The sequence below is a fragment of the Pseudofrankia coriaricola genome (genome assembly GCF_032027725.1).
GTDB lineage: Bacteria > Actinomycetota > Actinomycetes > Frankiales > Frankiaceae > Pseudofrankia.
In genome coordinates, this window is the sequence record NZ_JASNFO010000102.1 from 33,886 (window position 1) to 53,422 (window position 19,537).

Consider the following 19,537-nt stretch of genomic DNA (forward strand, 5'->3'; position numbering starts at 1 on the left):
TCAGGTGTTACAAATCCTTCCCTTCGTCGTCGCCGGGATCGTTACTGGTGCCATCTACGGATTGGCAGCAACCGGGTTGGTTCTGACGTACAAGACGGCAGGCATCCTCAACTTCGGGCACGGGGCGATCGCTACCTTCGGCGCGTACGTCTTCTACTACTTCTACGTCCAGCAACAGGCCAGTTGGATCGTCGCCGCGGTGGTCGCGGTCCTGGTAGCCGGCCCGGTCGCCGGACTCGTGATGGAATTCGTCGCTCGACGGCTCTCCCATCAGCGCACCGCGTGGAAGATTGTCGGTACCGCGGGCTTGATCCTGCTGATGCAGGGCGCCGGCACGCTGAAATACGGTCCCGACACCAGGCCCGTCCGTCAGTACCTCCCCAGCGGCAACGAGATGTTCCGGCTGTTCGACGTCAATGTCCGCTACAGCCAGGTAACCGTCCTCGTCGCAGCCACGCTGGTCGTCCTCGCTTTGACGGTCCTGTTCAAGAAGACCAGGCTCGGCCTGACGATGCGTGCCGTGGTCGAGGACCCGAACCTCGCGGACGTCCAAGGGGTCAGTCCCGTCCGGGTGCGCCGCGTGTCGTGGGTCCTCGGCTGCACGATCGCCTCCATGTCCGGCGTGCTGATCCTGCCGTTCCTTGGTCTGGACCCGATCCTGCTGACGTTCCTCGTGGTCCAGAGCTTCGCGGCGGCCGCGGTCGGCCGGTTCGCCTCGATCTCGATGACCTTCGTCGGTGGCATCCTGGTGGGAGTCGGTGAAGCGGTCATCTCCCGGTACGAGCTGACGTACCCTGCCCTCCTGGGGATGTCGAAGGCGCTGCCCTTCGTGGTGCTCATCGGCGCGATGCTGCTCCTCCCCAAGCGCACCTTGCTGCCGCCTTCCACCTTCGAGCATCGCCCGGCGCTGCTCTGGCACGGCCCGCGCTCGCTTCGTTTCGCCGCGTACGTGGTGGTGTTCGGCGCTCTCGCGTCCGTGCCGCTTTGGGCGCCCGGGTACAAGTTGACGCCGTACTGGACCGGCGCGCTGACGATGGCGATGATGATCCTGGCCCTGGGGCTGCTGGTGCGGACCGCGGGCATTGTCTCGCTCTGCAGTGCGGCCTTCGCCGCCATCGGTGCCGTCGCCTTCTCCCAGCTGCAGCTAGAGGCCGGCTTCCCATGGATACTCGCGATCCTTGCCGCGGGTCTGATCGCCGTCCCGGTCGGAGCCCTGGTGGCCATACCAGCCATCCGGCTCTCGGGATTGTTCCTCGCCCTGGCGACCCTCGGGTTCGGGCTGCTGGTCGAGCGCCTGCTGTACCGCCGAGGTTGGATGTTCACCACGCTCGCGGCCGGGCGCTCGATGCCGCGGCCGAGCTGGGCGCAGTCCGACGTCGCCTACTACTACGTGGTCATGGCGTTCCTCCTTGCGACGGTCGTCCTCGTCGGCGTGATCCATCGCGCGAGGCTCGGTCGGCTGCTCTGGGCACTGAGCGACTCGGCGAAGGCCGTGTCGACGCTGGGAGTGGACGTGCGGGTCACCAGGGTGATCGTGTTTTGCACCAGCGCCTTCATCGCCGCAGTGGCCGGGGCCCTGTACGGCGCGATGCTCGGCAGCGTCGGACCGACCAACTCCTACTTCACATCGTTCAACTCCGTCGTCCTACTGGCGATCCTGGCCCTGGCTCCCTTCCGGGTGCCGTGGTACGGGCTGTTCGCCGGCATCACAGCTGTGATCCCCGGCTACTTGCCGGGTGAGAACACCACGAGCGTCATGAACGTCCTGTTCGGGTTCTTCGCGGTGCTCGTCGCGACTCAGGGCGGGCCGGCTCCCATGCCGAAGCGCCTGCAGGAATTCTTCGAGTCGAAGTTCGGTCGGGCTGGCCGTCGGTCGGCCCACCCGTCGTCGACGGGCCCCCGCGTCGAGCGGACCAAGACGCCGCCCGCCCGGCTCGCTCCCGGCTCCAGCGCGCTGACGGTCGAGCACCTGACCATCCGGTTCGGTGGGCTGGTGGCAGTCAACGACGTCTCGCTGAAGGCCAAAGCAGCGCAGATCACCGGACTGATCGGGCCCAACGGCGCCGGTAAGACCACGACGTTCAACGCCTGCAGTGGTTTCGACCGGCCGTCGAAGGGCACCGTCAAGCTCCACGACCGCGACATCACCCACCGTTCGCCGAGTGCGCGGGCGAGGCTGGGGCTCGGCCGGACGTTCCAAGTGATGGAGCTCTGCGATTCACTCACGGTGGCCGACAACGTCGGTATTGGTTGGGAGGCGAGCCGCGCGGGCGCCGCGCCCTGGCGGCAGCTGATCGCGGGACGGCACGAACTGAGCAGTCGCGACGCCGCCGTGCAGGAGGCCATGGAACTCTGCGAGGTCACCGATGTCGCCGGCGTTCAGGCGGGCAGCCTGTCGACCGGCCAACGCCGCCTCGTCGAGCTCGCCCGGTGTCTTGCAGGGCCGTTCGACACCCTGCTCCTCGACGAACCGTCGAGCGGGCTAGGCGTCGAGGAAACCAGGCGGTTCGCGGCGATCTTGCGGGAGGTGGTGCGAGAGCGGGGCTGCGGCATCTTGCTCGTCGAGCACGACATGTCGCTTGTAATGGGGCTTTGCGACTACATCTACGTCCTCGACTTCGGGCAGCTCGTCTTCGAGGGGACTCCCTCGGAGGTGGCCCAGAGCCGCGAAGTGCAGGCCGCCTACCTGGGCGCCGAGCAGACGGGAACCCGCGAGCGCCCGCAGGTAGGGTCAGCCGCCCCCATCCAGGTCAGCGCCGGAGGAACGGCATGAACGCCGCACCGACCCCACCCGCGACCCGGTCTCCGCAGCCGATGGCCGGCACACCGGCGCTCGAAGTCAAGGACCTCGCGGCCGGCTATGACCGGACGGAGGTGCTGCGGGGAGTCTCGATGCAGGTTCCCGCCGGGTCGGTCGTTGCGCTTGTCGGCCCGAACGGTGGAGGTAAGTCGACGCTGCTCAACACGATCGCGGGCCTGATCCGCCCGACCCGCGGCACAATCTCCCTTTACGACAGCGACATCACAACCCTGGCACCGTATAGGCGGACCAAGATGGGCCTGTGCCACATCGGCGAGGGCAGGGCTGTCTTCAAACGCCTGACCGTGCGCGAGAACCTGATCATGCAAGCTGAGAAGGGACGCGAACGTGAAGCGGCCGACCTGGCCACCACGGTGTTCCCGCGCCTGGGCGAGCGGATGGAGCAGTTGGCAGGCACGATGAGCGGTGGCGAGCAACAGATGCTGGCCATGGCCCGCGCCTATGTGCGGAAGCCGCAGCTCGTGCTGTTGGACGAACCGTCGCTCGGTCTGGCGCCCATCGTCACCGACGCGATCTTCCAGTTCCTCGAGAACGAGCTGGTGGCAGGACGTGGTGTCTCGGTGCTGGTCGTCGACCAGTTGGTACACCGGGTGCTCGACATCGCCCAGCACGCCTTCGTCCTGAGGCGAGGCGAGCTGGCGTTTGCCGGTCCGTCGGCCGAGCTGCGCGCCAGCGACCTGTTCGCGCACTACCTGTCGGCAGGATCAGCAAGCTGAGCCAGCCTCCGCTGCGACGCCGGGACGGACCGCCTGCACGGCGCACCCGAGGCGGTCCGTCCCGTCCGCTCCTCCTTGACTGTCAGCGGGCGGGCGCCTCGAGGATGTGGACGGCGCAGGCGGAGGCGAGTCCGATGACGTGGGTGAGCCCGACGCGGGCCCCCTCGACCTGGCGGTCACCGGCCTCGCCGCGTAGGTGGGTGACTACCTCGAAGAGGTTCGCCACGCCGGTCGCGCCGAGCGGGTGGCCCTTGGAGAGCAGTCCTCCAGAGACGTTGACGGGGGTGTCGCCGTCTCGCCAGGGGCGACCGGAGTCGATGAAGTCCCCGGCTCCGCCGGGTTCGCAGAGCCGGAGGTTGTCGTAGTGCAGCAGTTCCGCGGTGGCGAAGCAGTCGTGCAGCTCCACGATGTCGAGGTCGGCCGGGCCGAGGCCCGCCGTCTCGTACGCTGCGTCGGCGGCCATCCGGGTAAGCGTGTTCACGTCCGGCTGCACCTGGTCGGACTCGGTCCAGGGGTCCGACGTCATGATCGAGGCTGAGATCTTGACAGCGCGCCGGCGGACGTCGGGGTCGAGAGTGCGGAGCTTCTGGTCGGACACGAGGACCACGGCCGCCGCCCCGTCGCCGGTGGGGCAGCACATGGGCAGCGTGTTGGGGTAGGAGATCATCTCGGCGGAGACGATCTCGTCGAGTGAGAACTCCTTGCGATACTGAGCCAGGGGGTTGAGCACCGAGTGCGCGTGGTTCTTCTGGGCGACCTTCGCGAACTGTGTCGCGGTCACCCCGTTCGCCAGGGCGTACTCGGTGCCGGCTTGGGCGAAGACACCCGGCATGAGCCCGGTGCCCAACAGGCCTTCGGACTTCATTACCGCGCCGTACCGGCCGCGCGGCCCGTAGACCTTCTTCTCGGCGCGCGCGGCCGCCGCGCCGCCGATCATGCCCATCTTGCCCATCTTCTCGACGCCGACGGCCAGACCGACCTCAGTCTCGCCAGCAGCGACGGCGAGCATCGCGATCCGGACCGCGCTCGCTCCGGTCGCGCAGGCATTGACCACGTTGTAGACCGGGATGCCGGTCTGGCCGATCTGCTTTTGGAGCCGTTGACCGTTGTGGGAGTTGGCCTCGTAGACGTTGCCCAGCGCGAGGATCCCGATATTGGCCATGGTCATGTCGGCGTCGCGCAGGGCGTCCAGCGTCGCATCGGCTGCGAGGTCGACGAGATCCTTGTCCGCGAACCGACCGAACGGCGTCATGCTCGCGCCGACGATCCAGATGTCACCCGCGCTCATGCCGGCTGCGCCTCTCTGTCGGACCGCGGTCGGTACCCGAACGCGATGGCCTCGGTGCCCTCGTCGTCGGTGCCCGCGACGAAGGTCGCGAGCTCGACGGGCATCCCGGGAGTGATCGCGTCTGGGTCGTCGACTCCCAGCAGGTTCGCCTTCACGACCCCGCCGCCCTCGAGATCGACGACCACCGACACGAACGGACGCTTGATCCGACCGACGATGGTGAAGGCCCGTACCCTTCCTCGGTTGGCGAGGTGGGTGGTGTCGAAGTCCGTGGCGAAGCACTTGGCGCACGCGTTGCGGCGGTCGAAGTACAGGGCACCGCACGACCGACAGGCATGGCTCGTCAGGTGAGGATCGTCGCCGAGGGCGAGGTACTCGACTACAGGGATCTGTCTCGGCATCGTGGCCTTCCGGTCTGGAAACGGGAGCCTGCAACATCCGTTCGAGTGGCATCGGATCGCTCGACTACTGGATGATATAGCACTAGACTACATGGCGGAAGGCGTAGATGACCTAGTCGGGTGCGAGGACTGCACCACAGCGCGCACGGACCGCACAATGATCTGTTGGCCACGGCAAAGGAGCTTCCTCGGTGAGCACCGAAAACTCGTCACTTCCGACCTCGACGTCCGAGGCACGTATGCCGGAGGCTGTCATTGGCGAGGAAATGATGGAGTCGATGCGGGCGAAGATTGGGGTGGACCTGCGTATCGGTCATTCGGTGAACAACGAGGAAGCCACGCGGATCGCGGTCGCGAAGTTCGCCGGCGGCATAGGGGACGTCAACGAGCTCTGGACCGACGCCGAGCGCGGTCGGGCCTCGGACTACGGCGCGCCGGTAGCGCCGCCGTCGTTTGTCATCGGCTGCTTCTCCGGCATTCAGTTCGGCTGGCCGGGTCTGGGCTCCTTCCACTCGGCGACCGACATGGACCTGTTCAGGCCGGTTTACTGGGGTGACACCATCACCGCGAGCTGCCGCTACGACGGTTTCACAGGCCCGCGGCCGTCGTCGTTCGCGCGGCAGATGGTCACCGACCACTTCACGAACTCCTACACCAACCAGCTTGGGGAGACGGTCGCCGAGATCCGCTGGCAGGTCGTGAATTACGAACGGGCCACCGCGCGCAAGAACAACAGCGAGCGCAAGCCCCTGACGATTCCGCACCCGTGGACCTCTGGGGAGATCGAGGAGGTCGAGAAGCAGGTTCTTACGGAGCAGCCGCGTGGTGAGGAGCCCCGCTACTTCGAGGACGTCGAGGTCGGCGACACCGTCTCGCGCCTGACCAAGGGCCCGGTCGGGCTCACCGACGAGGTCGCGTTCATCGCCGGGGGCGGCACCCCGATCCCCCGGCTGAAGGCGCACGCGGCGTCGCTTGTCGACTACGCAGCTCACCCTGCATGGTCTTTTCGTGACCCCACGACCGGTGCGCAGGAGCCGATCTACGCGGTGCACTACAACCGGGCGGCCGCCAATGCGATGGGCGTCGCGTTCCAGTATGACGTGGGCTTCCAGCGTCAGTGCTGGCAAATCCAGCTGATGACTCACTGGGTGGGTGACGCTGGCTGGGTGAAGCACTTGGATTCGCAGTACCGGGGCTTTGTCTACCTCTCCGATGTGATCGAGCTCGGCGGCGAAGTGGTCGGCAAGGAGGTGTCGGAGGACGGCGAGTCCCTCGTCCACGTCACGACCTTCGCGCGCAACCAGCGCGGCGAGGACGTCATGCCTGGCAAGGCCACCGTCGGCCTGCCGTCACGCACATCCGCCACAACCCCGGCCGCCCGCAGAGCGCGCAGCCGGTTCTGAGCCGGACCGCGCGCAGTGTCCACCTCGTCGTCGAACGGAACCACTCATGACCTACGTCTGGCGCCCCGGCCGCGACTATCTGGAGAACAGCAACGTCGCACGGCTGATGCGCCGGCTCGGCGTAGCGACGGCCGACGAGCTGCGCGCCCGGTCGGTGGCCGACATCGGTGCCTTCTGGGGCGAGGTGGTCGACGACCTGCAGCTGACGTTCCGGACGCCGTACAGCCAGGTGGTCGACCAGAGCCGGGGCATCGCGTGGCCCGAATGGTTCGTCGGCGCCGGGTTCAACGCGGCCGACGCCTGCCTCGGTGCGTGGGCGGACCGCTCCCCGGACGTCAGGGCGGTGGTGCACGAGTCCGAGGATGGGCGGGTCCGAACGCTCACCTACTGTGAACTCGCCGACCACGTGGCCCGGCTGCGAGGTGCGCTCCGGGCCCGGGGCGTCCGCAAGGGCGACGCGGTGGCCATCTACCTGCCGATGACGCCCGAGGCCGTAGTGGCGACGTACGCCGTCGCGAGCCTGGGCGCGATTCTCGTCCCGTTGTTCTCGGGCTTCGCGCCGCTAGCCGTGGCGCGCCGTCTGCGGGACGCGCGGGCGAAGGTGGTGATCACCGCGGACGGCACGGTGCGCCGCTCCAGGGAGACGGCGATGCTCCCAATGCTGCGGACCGCCCTCGGATCGTCTCCAAGCGTGGAGACGGTGGTAGTGGTCGGCAACCTCGGGCGGCCGCTCGAGCTCGTCGACGGCGAGATCGCCTGGTACGAGGCGCTGGCCGGCGATCTGGATCCCGTGGTCGAGTCCACGGCGGCCGGCGACGTGTTGCTACTGGCCTACACCTCGGGCACCACTGGACGGCCGAAGGGAGCAGTGCACACGCACGCGGGCTTTGTGACGAAGACGGCCTCCGAGGTCGCCTACGGCTTCGACCTGGGTTCGGGACGCACCTTCTGCTGGATCACCGACATGGGCTGGATCATGGGCCCGCTCTCGATCTTCGGTACGCACGGCACCGGGGGCACCCTTCTGCTCTACGAAGGCTCGCCCGACATGCCGGACACGCAGCGGCTCTGGAACCTCGTCGAGCGGCACCAGGTCTCGATGCTGGGCGTGAGCCCGACCCTGGTCCGGGCACTCCGGGCCGACGGCGGCGTGGCGCGTCACGACCTCGGTAGCGTGCGTGTCCTTGGCTCCACCGGAGAGCCGTGGGATCCCGAGTCCTACCAGTGGCTCGCACGCGACGTCTTCGACGGCCGGGTGCCGGTCATCAACTTCTCCGGTGGCACCGAGGTCGGGGGCTCGTTCCTCTGTCCCTACCCGGTCGAGGAGATCCGAAGCTGCTCGCTCGGCGGTCCTGCGCTCGGGATGGACGTTGACGTGGTCGACGACCAGGGGGAGTCGGTCCGAGGCGTGATCGGCGAGCTCGTCTGTCGCCAGCCCTGGCCCTCGATGACCAGGGGCATCTGGCAGGACGCCGACGGCTCGCGTTACCACGAGGCCTACTGGTCGACCTTCGATGGCCTGTGGCGGCACGGCGACTTCGCGCTCGTTGACGAGGACGGTAGCTGGTTCGTCCTGGGCCGCTCCGACGACGTGATGAATGTGGCGGGCAAACGCGTTGCGCCGGGCGAGATCGAGTCGGTCGTCGCCGCGGACCCCGACGTGGCGGAGTGCGCGGTCGTCGGCATCCCGGACCCGAGCAAGGGCGAGGCGGTGTGGGTCTTCTACGTCGCCGCGCGCGACGCCGCTGCGGAGCCCGACGTGGCGAGCCGCGTGCGCGGCCTGGTGGCCGGTGGTGTGGGGAAGCCCTTCACGCCAAGCCAGGTGCTCCGGGTCGAGCGGCTACCGAAGACGCGCTCGGCGAAGATCCTGCGGCGGGCAATCCGCGCGGCCGTCCTCGGCACCGATCCGGGCGACTTGTCGAGCGCCGAGAACCCGCAGGCCGTGGACGAGATCCGCGGCCTCGTCGACAAGCTGCGCTGATCAGGAGGTGTGATGACCAGCTACCCCAACGCGACCGACGGAGAGACCCGACGCGTGCACATCCGCGAGGTCGGACCTCGCGACGGGTTCCAGAGCGAGCCGGAGAGGATCCCGACCCCGGACAAGATCCGGCTCGTCAACGCCCTGGGACGCGCAGGCTTCAAGCGGATCGAGGTGGCCAGCTTCGTCAGGCCCGACGTCATCCCGCAGCTCGCGGACGGGGCCGAAGTGCTGCGCGGCATCGACGTGCCCGGCGACGTCGCCCGGATGGTGCTCGTCCCCAACAGTCGCGGTCTCGACAACGCGCTGCGTGAACGTGAGTTCTTCGAGGAAGCGGCGCTGTTCGTCTCCGCGTCCCAGACGCACAACAAGCGCAACATCAACCGCACGGTCGAGGAGACCGTGGCCGGCGTCCAGGTCATGGGAAAGCGGATTCTGGCCGAGGGTCTCAGGCTGTGCGCGATAATCGCGACCTCGTTCGGCTGTCCGTTCGAGGGCAAGGTCGAGATGAGTCGGGTGCTGGATCTCGCCGAGAGGTTCGCGGAGGCCGGGGCCACCGAGATCGGCTTCGGCGACACCACTGGCATGTGCAACCCGGCGTACGCTTCGCGCTTCTTTACGGCGGCCATCGAGCGGCTGCCCGGCATCGAGGTCACCGCGCACTTCCACAACACCCGGGGTCAGGGCCTGGCCAACGCCTACGCGGCGTTGGAGGCGGGCTGCACCAGCTTCGAGTCCAGCTTCGGCGAGCTGGGCGGCTGCCCGGTGCCGGCTGGCTCGACGGGCAACATCGCCACCGAGGACCTCGTCTCGATGCTCCACGAGATGGGGGTCGACACCGGTCTCGACCTCGAGCTGATCATCGAGGCTGCTCGTGAGGCCCAGTCCACCCTGGGCCGCCAGCTGACCAGCCACTCGATCGTGGCCGGGCCGGTTAGCTGGTACCCGGCCTGATCACAGGAGAAGCGCGAGGAAAGATGGCGCACCGTACTGCGCCGGGGGCGGCATGAGGGCGGCGGTACTGGACGAGTTCGGCCCCCCGGGAGTGCTCCGGATGGCCGCCGTACCAGATCCTGAGGCCGCACCCGGCTGGTCGGTGGTCCGGCTGAAGGCCGCCGCACTCAACTGGCACGACGTGCTGGTCCGGCAGGGTCGCTACGATTCGCCGCTGCCGCACGTCCCTGGCGCGGACGGTGCCGGTGTGGACGCCGTCACCGGCGACGAGGTGATGGTGGTGCCCTCGTTGTGGTGGGGCGAGGACGTGGCGGCGCCCGGAGCGGGGTGGGAGATCCTCGGAGACCGCCGCAACGGGACCTATGCCGAGCTTGTCCGGGTGCCTCGCGAGTGCGTCGTCCCGAAGCCGGCTGGCCTGTCCTGGGCTGAGGCCGCCGCGCTGCCCCTGGTCGGGCTGACCACCTATCGGGCGCTGTTCACCCGGGCCGCGCTGAAGGAGGGCGAGTCGCTGCTCGTCCTGGGCGCGGGCGGTGGCGTCGCGACCATGGCGGTCTCGCTGGCCTCCGCCGTCGGCGCTCGAGTTGTCGTGACGTCGTCGAGCCAGGAGAAGATCGACCGGGCCCGCGGGCTGGGGGCTGCCGCAGGGGTGCGATACGACCACCCCGGCTGGCCGGAGGACGCGCGGGGACTCGTGGGCGGACGAGGCTTCGACGTCGTCCTCGACTCGGTCGGCACGTGGGAGGACGCGCTGCGTGCCCTGCGCCCCGGTGGGCGGCTGGTCGTGCTCGGTGCGTCGCGAGCCGAGGAAGCTCGCATCGCGGTCCGGCCCTACTACTTCGGCCAGTACTCGCTGCTTGGCACCACGATGGGCAGCCCGCAGGACTTCGCCGGCCTGATGTCCGTGCTCGCCTCGTACAACGTCCCGCCACCGGTCGTCGACCGCGCGTTCCCGCTCGACGAGGTGGTCGCCGCCCACGAACGCCTGGAGAGCGGCGCGGCGTTCGGCCGGCTCGTGCTCGAAATCTAGGAGATCCCGTGCTGCTGCGCCTTCTTCCCTCGTCATGGTCCCGGCCCTGGCATATCGCCGCGTGGGCGTGCTTGACCAGCGTCAGCCACCCTGGTCGCGGACCACGCAGTAGCGGACGACGCCGTAGCTGACCCAGGACCGCGAGAACGCCACGCGAGTCTCGGTGGACGCGATCTGGAGGCTGTCGAAGCACAGGATCGGCGTGCCCGGGGGGAGGTCGAGGGCCGACGCGACCTCGGCGTCGGCCACGGCTGGCACGAGCGAGGTGACCGTGTAGGCGACGCGGAACTCGGTGCACGCCGCGACGAAGTCGAGGATCGTGCGGGAGGGTACGCGCGCCTCGGCTGGCACGTGGATGTAGGTTTCGGGGATGTACTCGTAGGTGAGGACGGCCGGCACCTCGCCGGCGGTGTACACCCGCCGAATCTCGCAAAGCGGCTCATCAGCCGACACGCCAAGCTCGGCCCCGGCGCCCTCGTGTGTGACCGACGGGATGACCGCGACGGACTCGAGGCGTGGCTCGTGACCGCACTCCTTGATGTGGGCCATGATGTCGCGCTCAGCGGTGATGCTTGTCGTGTCGCGACCGAAGGCAAAATGGTTGATCAACGTTCCGGTACCGTGGCGCCGCCTGATGAGCCCGTCGCGCTGAAGCGCTTGCAGAGCGGTTCGGATCGTAGGCCGGCTCACTCCAAGCTCCGACGCCAGGAGGTCCTCGTTGGGCACTCGCTTCTCACCGTTGGCCGCAAGCTTTCGGACCAGCTCCTCGACCTGAGCAGAGGTGCTTCGCTGACGTGGTTGATGTCTTGCCATACTCGCAGGCCTCGCGGTGTTGTCAGTGACAGGGCTGATGATCGCCAGCAACTAGCCTGGTCACACGCTTGAGGATCAAGTTCCTTCGTGCCCGCTGAACGAGAGTCCCGCACGCGTCACACCCGACTGCCTTCCGGCAACGGATGCCTGTGAGCCACAATCCCACAGGTTCCGTTACCGGACAGGCACCGCGGTGCTGCTAGTGACTAGGCGACCTGCCGGCCGCTCGGCCGGCATGATCCAGAATATCAGTCAGGGCCACCATCTCACGCTGACTCCACCAGCACCGGGCCGGGAGCGAGCACGAAATCAGCTGGTTTCGGCCGCCGACACATGCGCCACATGTCGAGGAGACGCCACGGCTGCTGAAGGATGACGCGACCCTTGGAGTTCCTCCAGAAGTTGTGGGCGCGATCATCGGCCACCCACACCTTGTCCTTCATCGCCTCGTCAAGACGAGCTTGGTAGTCGTCGAACGCCTCCTGCGTGACCTCGATCGACCGGGCACCTTTCTCGAGCATGAACCTGATGCACTCGAAGGAGTAGTGGTTGACCGTCTCTGCCTGGAGGGTATGCGTGCCTCCGTGCCCACCTGCCGTGTTCGGCCCGTTGTTCATGAAGAAGTTCGGGAAGCCTGGAACGGTCCCACCCAGGTACGCGCGGGGGTCGTCCTCGCCCCACACATCCACGAGCTTGACGCCGTCGACGCCGACTACGTCGATGTGCTTCATCCAGTGGAGCACCATTCCGGTGCAGAGAATGATCGTGTCGATCTCGATCTTCTCACCGCTTGTCGTGCGGATGAAGTTCGGCCCGATTGAGTCGATTCCTTCAGCGACGAGCTCGACGTGCGGCAGAGTGAGTGCGTAGTAGAAACCGCCGGGACCGAAGGTCCCTGGGTCACGCAACGGTCGTTTGGTCATGAAAGGGTAATCCGGCGTCACCTTCCGCGCCAGCTCGGAGCGTTTGCCGAAGCACTCGTTGATGTAGTCGAGCGACGCCTGCCGGCTGCGTTCGTTCGCGGCGGAGAACGACATGTCGTGCGTCTTCATCCACTCACGGTCTACGTAGCTCATCTCGTAGAGATCCGCATCGCTCAGCTCCCAGACCGACTTTAGTCTGGTCCACTGCAGGTAAAATGGGAGATTCTGGCGTAGCCAGATCTCGCTGTCCGGCACGATGTCGGACGCCTTGTTGGGCATCAGGTAGTGCGGCTGCCGCTGGAATACGGTGAGTGAGCCCACCTCCGACGCGATCGACGCGACGGTCTGGATCGAGGCAGCACCCGTACCGATCACCGCGACGCGCTTGCCTGCCACGTCGAGGGGACGCCAGTGCGTGGTGTGAACCATGTCGCCCTGGAAGCTGTCCAGGCCCTCGATGTTCGGGATACTCGCCTCGTTGAGAGTGCCGGCCGACGAGATGACGACGTTCGCGCGGACCACGCGGTCGCCGCCTGGGGAGCTCACCGTGAGCTCCCACGTCGCGTCGTCCGGGTTCCACACCATCGCGGACACGGTGGTGCCGAACCGCACGTGCTCAAGAATATTGTGCTTTGCGGCGAAGTCCTCGAGGTACGACCGGTACTCGTCGGACAGCGGGAACTCGCGACCCCAGTCGGGATTGAGTTCGTAGGACATCGAGTACGCCACCGACGGGGTGTCCACGCCACTGCCGGGGTAGCGGTGGGTCTGCCACACACCGCCGACACCGGCGGCCTTCTCGAGGATGGTGTAGTCAAGGCCCAGCGCCGTGGCCCGAACCGCCGCGTCGAGGCCACCCATACCGGCGCCGATGATCGCGATGTGCACGTCCGAGGTCGCCTTCGCGGGCTCGTCCTGAACGAGGTCATTCAGGAACCCGGCCTGCTCGAGAAGGAACTGGCTGTAGGCCGAGTCGATCTTGGCGCCCGAGGCCACGCTGCCCAGCCGAATGAATGTGGTCTTGTCGTCGAAGGGGGTGTAGAGGTTGAGCGGGGTCTGCGCAACGGCCTCGCAGAGAATGTCGGTCAGTTCCGCGCGTACCTGGTTTTCGGCCAACCCGTCCGGCTCAGGGTCTCCCACGGGGTGGTCTCCAGCACCGCCCTCCACGACGAAGAACTGTCCAGCACCGCCTGAGGCGGTGACATGCGCCTCGTACCGATCGAGAAGAGTGAGATCGCCGGTCAGGTGGACGGCGCACACCAGCATACGGGCGGTGTCTGCGACACTGAGGTGCTTGCGCAGGTCGTCAGGGCCGATGTCGGACGGGGCGACGCCTCGGTCCACTGAAGTGCAGATCACTCGTTTCAACGCTCTACCTCCATAGGACTTCCTGTCACCCCGTCCGGAGAGCACACACTGCGGCCGGACTGTCCGGCGATGTGGCCGACACGAAGACCCAGACCCCACGAGGTCGGGCATGGCTTCTGAGGCGGCAAGGTCTGAATCTGCGACGAGGTCCTAGCCTGGTGCGGACGTCTGACGTCTGACGTCTGACGTCTGACGCTAGCAATAGGGTGGGTCACAATTCAACCCTTGACGATCGGGCCACTACGTGGTTAAGTTTTGCGTCCGATACGGCTCGCGGCTGGTGGAGGCAGGGAGCCGGACTCGACTAGCGGCTCGCTCAAGCTGGCGAGTCGAGCGCGCGTCCCTGCCTACGACCACCGCGAGGAGGTGCTCACCAGCAACCCTCTGCGTGTCGAGGTGCCACGTGTGCCGCACGCCAGATCGACCGAACATCGGGACGGGCGCGAGGTACTTACCCTTCGGGGAGCGCGAGGTGTCCGCTCGCGGGGCCGCCCCCGGTCGTGGTGGCGCGGTTCTCTCGGTCCTTACACCGGACCGGTGACGCCGATGCCCTTGAGGCCGAGGGCCGTGACGACCACGGCGGTGACGATGGGCAGCGCCGCGCTCCAGGACCGGTCGAAGCGGCCTAGATGGGCGACGAGGGAGCGCGAACGGACCAGCAGCAGTCCCAGGCTCATGAGTACCGCGGCCAGTCCGGCACTGAACGAGAGGATCAGGCCGAGTGCCAGAAGGCGGCCGCCCCGTACGTCCGGAACCACGTCGGGCTGGCGCGCGTGACCGAGCAGCGCTGCCGATTCCCACCGCACCCGCAGAAGCGCGGAGAAGGAGGAAACCGTTCCAATGCCGATCGTCGAATATGACTGTGATGCACGTGGCGTGGCTACCATCACTCTCAATGATCCCTCGACGCGTAACTCCCTCAGTAACCAACTGCTCGACGAGCTGATCGGCCTGCTCGAGCAGGTAAAAGCAGATGACTCTGTGCGAGTGGTCGTCTTGAGGTCCGGCGACGAGCAAGTGTTTTCCAGCGGCGGCGACCTCAAGGCGTTTTCCGACGACGTCCCGATGATAAATAAGTATGCCGGGCTGGATCGGTTTCCCCGGGTCTTTCGGCTGCTGGGGCAGCTTGGGCGGCCGAGCATCTGTGCGGCCGGCGGCGACGTCCTCGCCGGCGCGTTCGGCCTCGCGCTCGCCTGCGACCTGATCGTCGCTCGCACGGGCGTTCGGTTTGGGTGTCCCGAGATCAATGTTGGCGTGTTCCCGTTCATGATCTCCGCACTCATCTATCGAAGCGTGCCCCGGGCAAAGGCCAACGAACTCATGATGACCGGCCAACTGATCTCAGCTGAGGAGGCAGAACGGCTACACCTCGTCAACACGGTGGCACCCCCAGACCGGTTCGCCGCCGAGGTCGATGAATGGGCCGGGCTGATCGCATCTCGTTCACCGCTCCTGATGCGGATGGGCAAGAACGCCCTGGACGCAACCAGAGACCAGCCGCTTGATGCTGCCCTGGGCTACCTGCAGGCCCAACTCGCACTCGCCTTCGCCACGGAGGACCTCCAAGAGGGCGTCGCCGCGTTCCGCGCTAGGCGGCAGCCGCGCTGGTCGGGGCGGTAGGCGTTCGGGTTGATCGGGCTCGACCACGCCGGAAGTGTCGGCCTGTCAGCGTCTTTTTCGCCCGGCTCTTGACGCGGTGCCGCGGAAGGGCGGTGTTGCATCGAGCCACCCCTGGCGATCTTGGGCAAAGATATTCCTGCCAGCGGGACCTCCGCTCGCCGAGTTGACTGCCCTCTGGCTGTGGTGCCAGAAGTCAGCCTGGGCCTTTAAGCTGGGCTGATGTGACGGCCCGACCGTCGGCATGATGGTCAACTATGTCCGTACCCCTGCTTTATCCAATCTTCGCCCGGGTGTGTGGCTGGCTTGTCCTGTTCGGTCGTTCGCCGGCATCGAAAGACATCGGGCCGTCCTCGGCGGCGGTGGCGCGGTCAACAGGGCGCCGTGTGGTCCGGGCTCGGCGCTACTTCGGGCGGTCCTCCCGCCGGGCGAGGACGTCGGCCTCGGAGCAGAAACCCAGGCCCGTGCGCTTTAGCGCCAGCAGGCCCAGAAGCGTCCCGGCCTCGTCGACGACAGCGAGCCGGCGCCGCCCGGCTGCCCGCGCCGCCTCCCAAACCGTGATCAGGTCGGCGGAGGCGGCAACTGTGCGGCCCTCACACCGACCGGCGGTAGTGGCCAGGTCCCTGGCTGGCCCGCCGGCGGCCAGATCTGCGCGTTCCACGACGGCCAGCAGCCGGCGGCCGGCATCGACGACGACCGCAGCGTGGACATGGTCATCCTCGAAGAATTCCCGCAGCTGGCCGACCGTGGTGCCTGGCCCGTGCAGCTCCGGTTCGCGCAGCATCGCGTCCGCAACGCGTAGGCCCGTCAGCGCCCGCCGGGCCGCCCGTTCGCTTTCGAGGTCTCGCGCGGGCCAGGTCGTGGTAATCATCGGAAGTCTCCTAGCACGACGGGCCTCGGCCGCGGCGCGCACGCGTTGGGACGATGAGTGATCACGATTCCTCCTACGACTCGGGTAGATCTCCTTACGGTTGCCAGCTGCCACAACGGTGGACGCCCCGGCAGCCTGTTCTTTCAGCCTAGACGAATGAATCCGCCCCGTCTGTCCGGTTGACGCGTCTGGCCGTTGACCCGGCCACGGCCAACCCCGACGGCGCCACGATTCGTCTCCCACGGCAGCTACGGTCTGGCAGATTCCACGCGGGCTCACCGCCGGGAAGGGCCGTGCGCCCGCGACGAGAACATCGGGGCTCATGGCCGCCATCGTCGGCATTTTCCCGAGCCGTGACGTCGTCGTCCGCCTCGTCGGCGCCGTTCTCGCCGAGCGGAACGACGAATGGACCGAGAACCACCGCTGCATCGGCCTCGAATCCTCGCCAAAATCGACCCCACCGAAACACCGCCCAAGGCGGCATTCAGTCGTTGTCTGGCGGCGAGCAGGCACCGATCCATTCCGACGGTCCGTCGGTGTAGAGCTGGTGCTTCCAGATGGGCACCTGGGCTTTGACCTCGTCGATCAGGCGCCGGCATGCGGTGAATGCCTCCGCCCGGTGCGCCGCGCCCACGGCCGTCACCACCGCGAGATCACTCACCTACAGCCGTCCCACGCGGTGCAGCACGGCCACGGTCTGCACGCCGTCGATCGCCGCGATCTCGTCGGCCACCCTCGCGAGCTCGGACTGAGCCGAGGGATGAGCCGTGTAGTCCAGCTCTGCCACGGGCCGCCCCTGGTCGTCGTCCCGGACGAGCCCGACGAAGAGGGCGATGCCTCCTACCGTGCGCGTCCTCGCCGCGGCGAGGCATTCATCGATCGACAGCGGGCTCGTCCGGATCTCGGCAGTGACGGCGCGTGGCCGCGCCCTGGCGTCCGGGCTCACCGGATGGCGTGGTACAGGGCTGTCTGCGTACCAGTGGGGCAATCGAGTCTCCTGAATCGTATGGTGTCGTGGGACGCCTTGCGCTGGCGCCCGACACCGTCGGGTTTACAAAGCGGTGCCATTTTCGGTCGGGATCCGTGCGTGCCCGGATCCCGGGGTACCGGATCAGGTCGCGGGTGCGACGGTGACGCCGGGCACAATGTCGCCGCAGATCGGGTCGGCGCCGGGGACGACTCGGTGGGCTTGAGGGCGGCCAGCTGGTCGACGAGCAGCCGGGGCGCGAGCCGCCAGCCGCCCATCCGTTCGACATGTGCGTCGACCCACGGCGCGGGCACCTCGCGGGGGACCTCGACCCAGTGCTCGGCGACGTGTCCGCGAACAGACGGCGAGCACGGGCGGCATGCCCGCCAGCATGGTGGTGTCATCGGTGATCTCGGCGGAGGTGGTGTCGGCAAATTGGTGGCCCAGCCGGCGGCCGATCTCCGTGAGCACCCGCCAGACCGATCGGCGGTCCCCGACCGGTTCGACGGCTGCGGGCGTGTGCTGGGCCGCGACGCGCGGAAGCAGCGCGTCCCAGAGGGTGATGTCCGCGCGCTCGAGCTGGTCCTTGGTCGGCCGGACGTGGGTGGACAACGCCGTCGTCTCATTGTTGATGATCTCGATCGCGGCGAACATCTCGAGGTCGCGCAGCGAACAAGACGAAGGCGGCGTTGTCGTAGTCAGGGCGGTCGCTGAGGGCAGGGGATCCGCCCACGAGGTCCGAGATCAGTACCTTGGCCGTGCCGTCGATCGTCAACGGGCTGAACTTCGCCGGGTGCCGATCGCGGCGTACAGCGCCTGGGCCATCCGGTCGCCGGTGGCGTCCCATGCCGATAACCGCCGAAGAAGACCCCGACCGCCTGCGGACCGCGGCGGTCGATGATGTCCCGCAACCGGGCCCCCATTGCTGCCTCCCCCATTCTACCTGCGCCAACGATGATTCGTTCCTGAACGTGGGCTCTCCGGCGGGTAGGGGAGCGCCGACGGAGTCAGCCGCCGATCGCCGACATGGGTCGGTCCGGCTGGAGGAACCCGAGATCGCCGATCCCGTGACCCGCGTGTTTGCCCCACATGGCCGCTCGCCAGCGGGCAGCCAGCTCGGCGTCGCTCGCGCCCTCGCGCAGCGGAGTCCGGAGGTCGTGTTCCTGGTGGGCGAACAGGCAGCTGCGGACCTGACCGTCGGCGGTGAGCCGGACCCGGTCGCAGGCGCCGCAGAACGGCGCCGTGACCGACCGGACCACTCCGACCCGCTCCGGCCCGCCGTCCACGGCGAACAGTTCGGCCGGCGCGCTACCCCTGCCATCCAGCGGGGTGAGGGTGAACTCGGCGCACAGCAACTCCAGGATCTCCAGACCGCTGACTATCCGCTCCCGCGCCCAGCCGTGCTGGGCATCAAGCGGCATCTTCGATGAACCGCGGCTCGTAGCCGCGCTCCAGGCACCAACGCACCAGCGTCGGCGCCTCGTCGTCGTTCACGCCGCGTAGCAGCCCCGCGTTGACCTTCACCGGCGCGAGACCGGCCGACGCCGCGACCGCCAGCCCGGCCACCACGTCGTGCCACCGGTCGCCACGGGTGATCGTGAGAAACCGGTCCGGCCTGGTCGTGTCGAGGGAGACGTTGACCCGGTCCAGGCCGGCCGGCCGCAGTGCGGCGGCGGCGCTCGCGCCGGTGGTCCGGGCGAGAGCGTAAGCCCGTTCGTCGTCAGCGACCGCTCTGGGCGGGGCGTGAGCGCCGTAAGCCGCGCGATCAGGCCCGCGAGGCCAGCCCGCAGCGTTGGCTCGCCGCCGGTCAGACGAACCGCGCGCACACCCAGGTGGCGGACCGCTATCCGGACGAGCCGCATCACCTCATCGTCGGTGAGGGTATCCACCTTGGGCAGCCAGGGCAGCCCTTCGGGGGGCATGCAGTAGCCGCAGCGCAGGTTGCATCGGTCGGTCACCGAAATGCGCAAGTCGGTCGCGACCTGTCCGAACGAGTCGACCAGACCTACGCGTGGCACGACGACAAGCTGTTCAGGCGCTGACCCCGCCACCCGCGGGCCGGGACGATCCCGCGTGATGCCGGCTCAGGCAGTGAGCCTTTCCCGGTAACGTCTCGTCGCGTTCCGTGACAACAATGGTGTGTTGGTGTATTGGGTGTCAGGCGGTCCTGCGGTGCTCGGTGTGGAGGATGACGAGGGCGGCTTTCGCGACGAGTCCGATCTTCCAGGGGTCGATGGTGATGTTGTGGAGCAGCCGGAAAGTGACCTTGAGCAGGGCGTTCGCGCGTTCGCCGACGGCGCGTAGCGCGTTGTGGATCCGGTTGTGTGCCTTCTGTTCGTCGGTGAGGGTGGCGCCCTTGGGCTTCTTGTACGCGATCGCGAGCGGCC

Annotated in this window: 15 protein-coding genes and 3 pseudogenes; 7 read left to right on the forward strand and 11 right to left on the reverse strand. The window is 67.7% G+C overall.

The genetic code is table 11. The features are described from left to right. Positions 1–4 precede the first annotated feature (4 nt). Positions 5–2,773, forward strand: coding sequence for a branched-chain amino acid ABC transporter permease/ATP-binding protein (locus tag QOZ89_RS39495; protein WP_071047876.1), 2,769 nt, complete (start codon positions 5–7; stop codon positions 2,771–2,773). Beyond that, positions 2,770–3,537, forward strand: coding sequence for an ABC transporter ATP-binding protein (locus QOZ89_RS39500; protein ID WP_198543161.1), 768 nt, complete (start codon positions 2,770–2,772; stop codon positions 3,535–3,537). The genes QOZ89_RS39495 and QOZ89_RS39500 overlap by 4 nt, the downstream gene beginning before the upstream one ends. 82 nt (positions 3,538–3,619) lie before the next feature. Here the strand turns inward: QOZ89_RS39500 and QOZ89_RS39505 are convergent, their stop codons facing one another. Both QOZ89_RS39505 and QOZ89_RS39510 read right to left on the reverse strand, forming a co-directional pair. Beyond that, the gene (locus tag QOZ89_RS39505) at positions 3,620–4,825 is read right to left on the reverse strand and encodes a thiolase family protein (protein ID WP_071047875.1); all 1,206 of its coding nucleotides are present in this window, start codon (positions 4,823–4,825) and stop codon (positions 3,620–3,622) included. Next, positions 4,822–5,226: a Zn-ribbon domain-containing OB-fold protein gene (locus QOZ89_RS39510; RefSeq protein ID WP_071047874.1), complete on the reverse strand. Its 405-nt coding sequence runs from the start codon at positions 5,224–5,226 to the stop codon at positions 4,822–4,824. The genes QOZ89_RS39505 and QOZ89_RS39510 overlap by 4 nt, the downstream gene beginning before the upstream one ends. A gap of 191 nt (positions 5,227–5,417) precedes the next feature. On the opposite strand from QOZ89_RS39510, the gene QOZ89_RS39515 reads away from it, so the two are divergent. Genes QOZ89_RS39515 through QOZ89_RS39530 form a run of 4 tightly spaced genes read left to right on the forward strand, consistent with a single transcriptional unit; the run spans position 5,418 to position 10,591 of the window. Continuing rightward, positions 5,418–6,629 (forward strand): FAS1-like dehydratase domain-containing protein, encoded by a 1,212-nt coding sequence (locus QOZ89_RS39515; RefSeq protein ID WP_198543160.1) that lies wholly within the window; start codon positions 5,418–5,420, stop codon positions 6,627–6,629. 46 nt (positions 6,630–6,675) lie between these two features. Then, positions 6,676–8,610 (forward strand): AMP-binding protein, encoded by a 1,935-nt coding sequence (locus tag QOZ89_RS39520; protein WP_071047873.1) that lies wholly within the window; start codon positions 6,676–6,678, stop codon positions 8,608–8,610. Between the two features lie 12 nt (positions 8,611–8,622). Continuing rightward, a complete protein-coding gene (locus tag QOZ89_RS39525) occupies positions 8,623–9,564 on the forward strand; it encodes a hydroxymethylglutaryl-CoA lyase (RefSeq protein WP_071047872.1) in 942 nt (313 codons plus the stop codon). A 52-nt stretch (positions 9,565–9,616) separates the two neighbouring features. Continuing rightward, a complete protein-coding gene (locus QOZ89_RS39530) occupies positions 9,617–10,591 on the forward strand; it encodes a quinone oxidoreductase family protein (RefSeq protein ID WP_071047871.1) in 975 nt (324 codons plus the stop codon). Positions 10,592–10,672: 81 nt separating this feature from the next. On the opposite strand, the gene QOZ89_RS39535 is transcribed toward QOZ89_RS39530, so the two are convergent. From QOZ89_RS39535 to QOZ89_RS39545, 4 genes and pseudogenes are all read right to left on the reverse strand, one after another. Beyond that, the gene (locus tag QOZ89_RS39535; RefSeq protein WP_241841603.1) at positions 10,673–11,200 is read right to left on the reverse strand and encodes a UTRA domain-containing protein; all 528 of its coding nucleotides are present in this window, start codon (positions 11,198–11,200) and stop codon (positions 10,673–10,675) included. 6 nt (positions 11,201–11,206) lie between these two features. Beyond that, positions 11,207–11,404 (reverse strand): annotated as a pseudogene (locus QOZ89_RS47930) (GntR family transcriptional regulator); the annotation flags it as partial. Positions 11,405–11,670: 266 nt separating this feature from the next. Next, positions 11,671–13,686, reverse strand: a complete 2,016-nt coding sequence (locus tag QOZ89_RS39540) for a flavin-containing monooxygenase (RefSeq protein WP_312629199.1) — start codon at positions 13,684–13,686, stop codon at positions 11,671–11,673. A gap of 533 nt (positions 13,687–14,219) precedes the next feature. Next, entirely contained in the window at positions 14,220–14,501 is a 282-nt protein-coding gene (locus tag QOZ89_RS39545; RefSeq protein WP_071047869.1) for a hypothetical protein, read from the reverse strand. 34 nt (positions 14,502–14,535) lie between these two features. Here QOZ89_RS39545 and QOZ89_RS39550 point away from each other — a divergent pair, with 34 nt between their 5' ends. After that, entirely contained in the window at positions 14,536–15,315 is a 780-nt protein-coding gene (locus tag QOZ89_RS39550) for an enoyl-CoA hydratase/isomerase family protein (protein ID WP_071047868.1), read from the forward strand. A gap of 400 nt (positions 15,316–15,715) precedes the next feature. Here the strand turns inward: QOZ89_RS39550 and QOZ89_RS39555 are convergent, their stop codons facing one another. The 5 genes and pseudogenes from QOZ89_RS39555 to QOZ89_RS39575 form a co-directional block, all read right to left on the reverse strand. Then, positions 15,716–16,183, reverse strand: coding sequence for a CBS domain-containing protein (locus QOZ89_RS39555; RefSeq protein WP_071050164.1), 468 nt, complete (start codon positions 16,181–16,183; stop codon positions 15,716–15,718). Between the two features lie 484 nt (positions 16,184–16,667). Continuing rightward, a pseudogene (locus QOZ89_RS39560) lies at positions 16,668–17,129 on the reverse strand (molybdenum cofactor biosynthesis protein MoaE). Between the two features lie 165 nt (positions 17,130–17,294). Further along, positions 17,295–17,804: a hypothetical protein gene (locus QOZ89_RS39565; protein WP_071050072.1), complete on the reverse strand. Its 510-nt coding sequence runs from the start codon at positions 17,802–17,804 to the stop codon at positions 17,295–17,297. Positions 17,805–18,157: 353 nt separating this feature from the next. Beyond that, a pseudogene (moaA, locus tag QOZ89_RS39570) lies at positions 18,158–19,168 on the reverse strand (GTP 3',8-cyclase MoaA). A 139-nt stretch (positions 19,169–19,307) separates the two neighbouring features. Beyond that, on the reverse strand, positions 19,308–19,537 hold a 230-nt coding region (locus QOZ89_RS39575), incomplete at its 5' end, for a transposase family protein (RefSeq protein WP_312629202.1).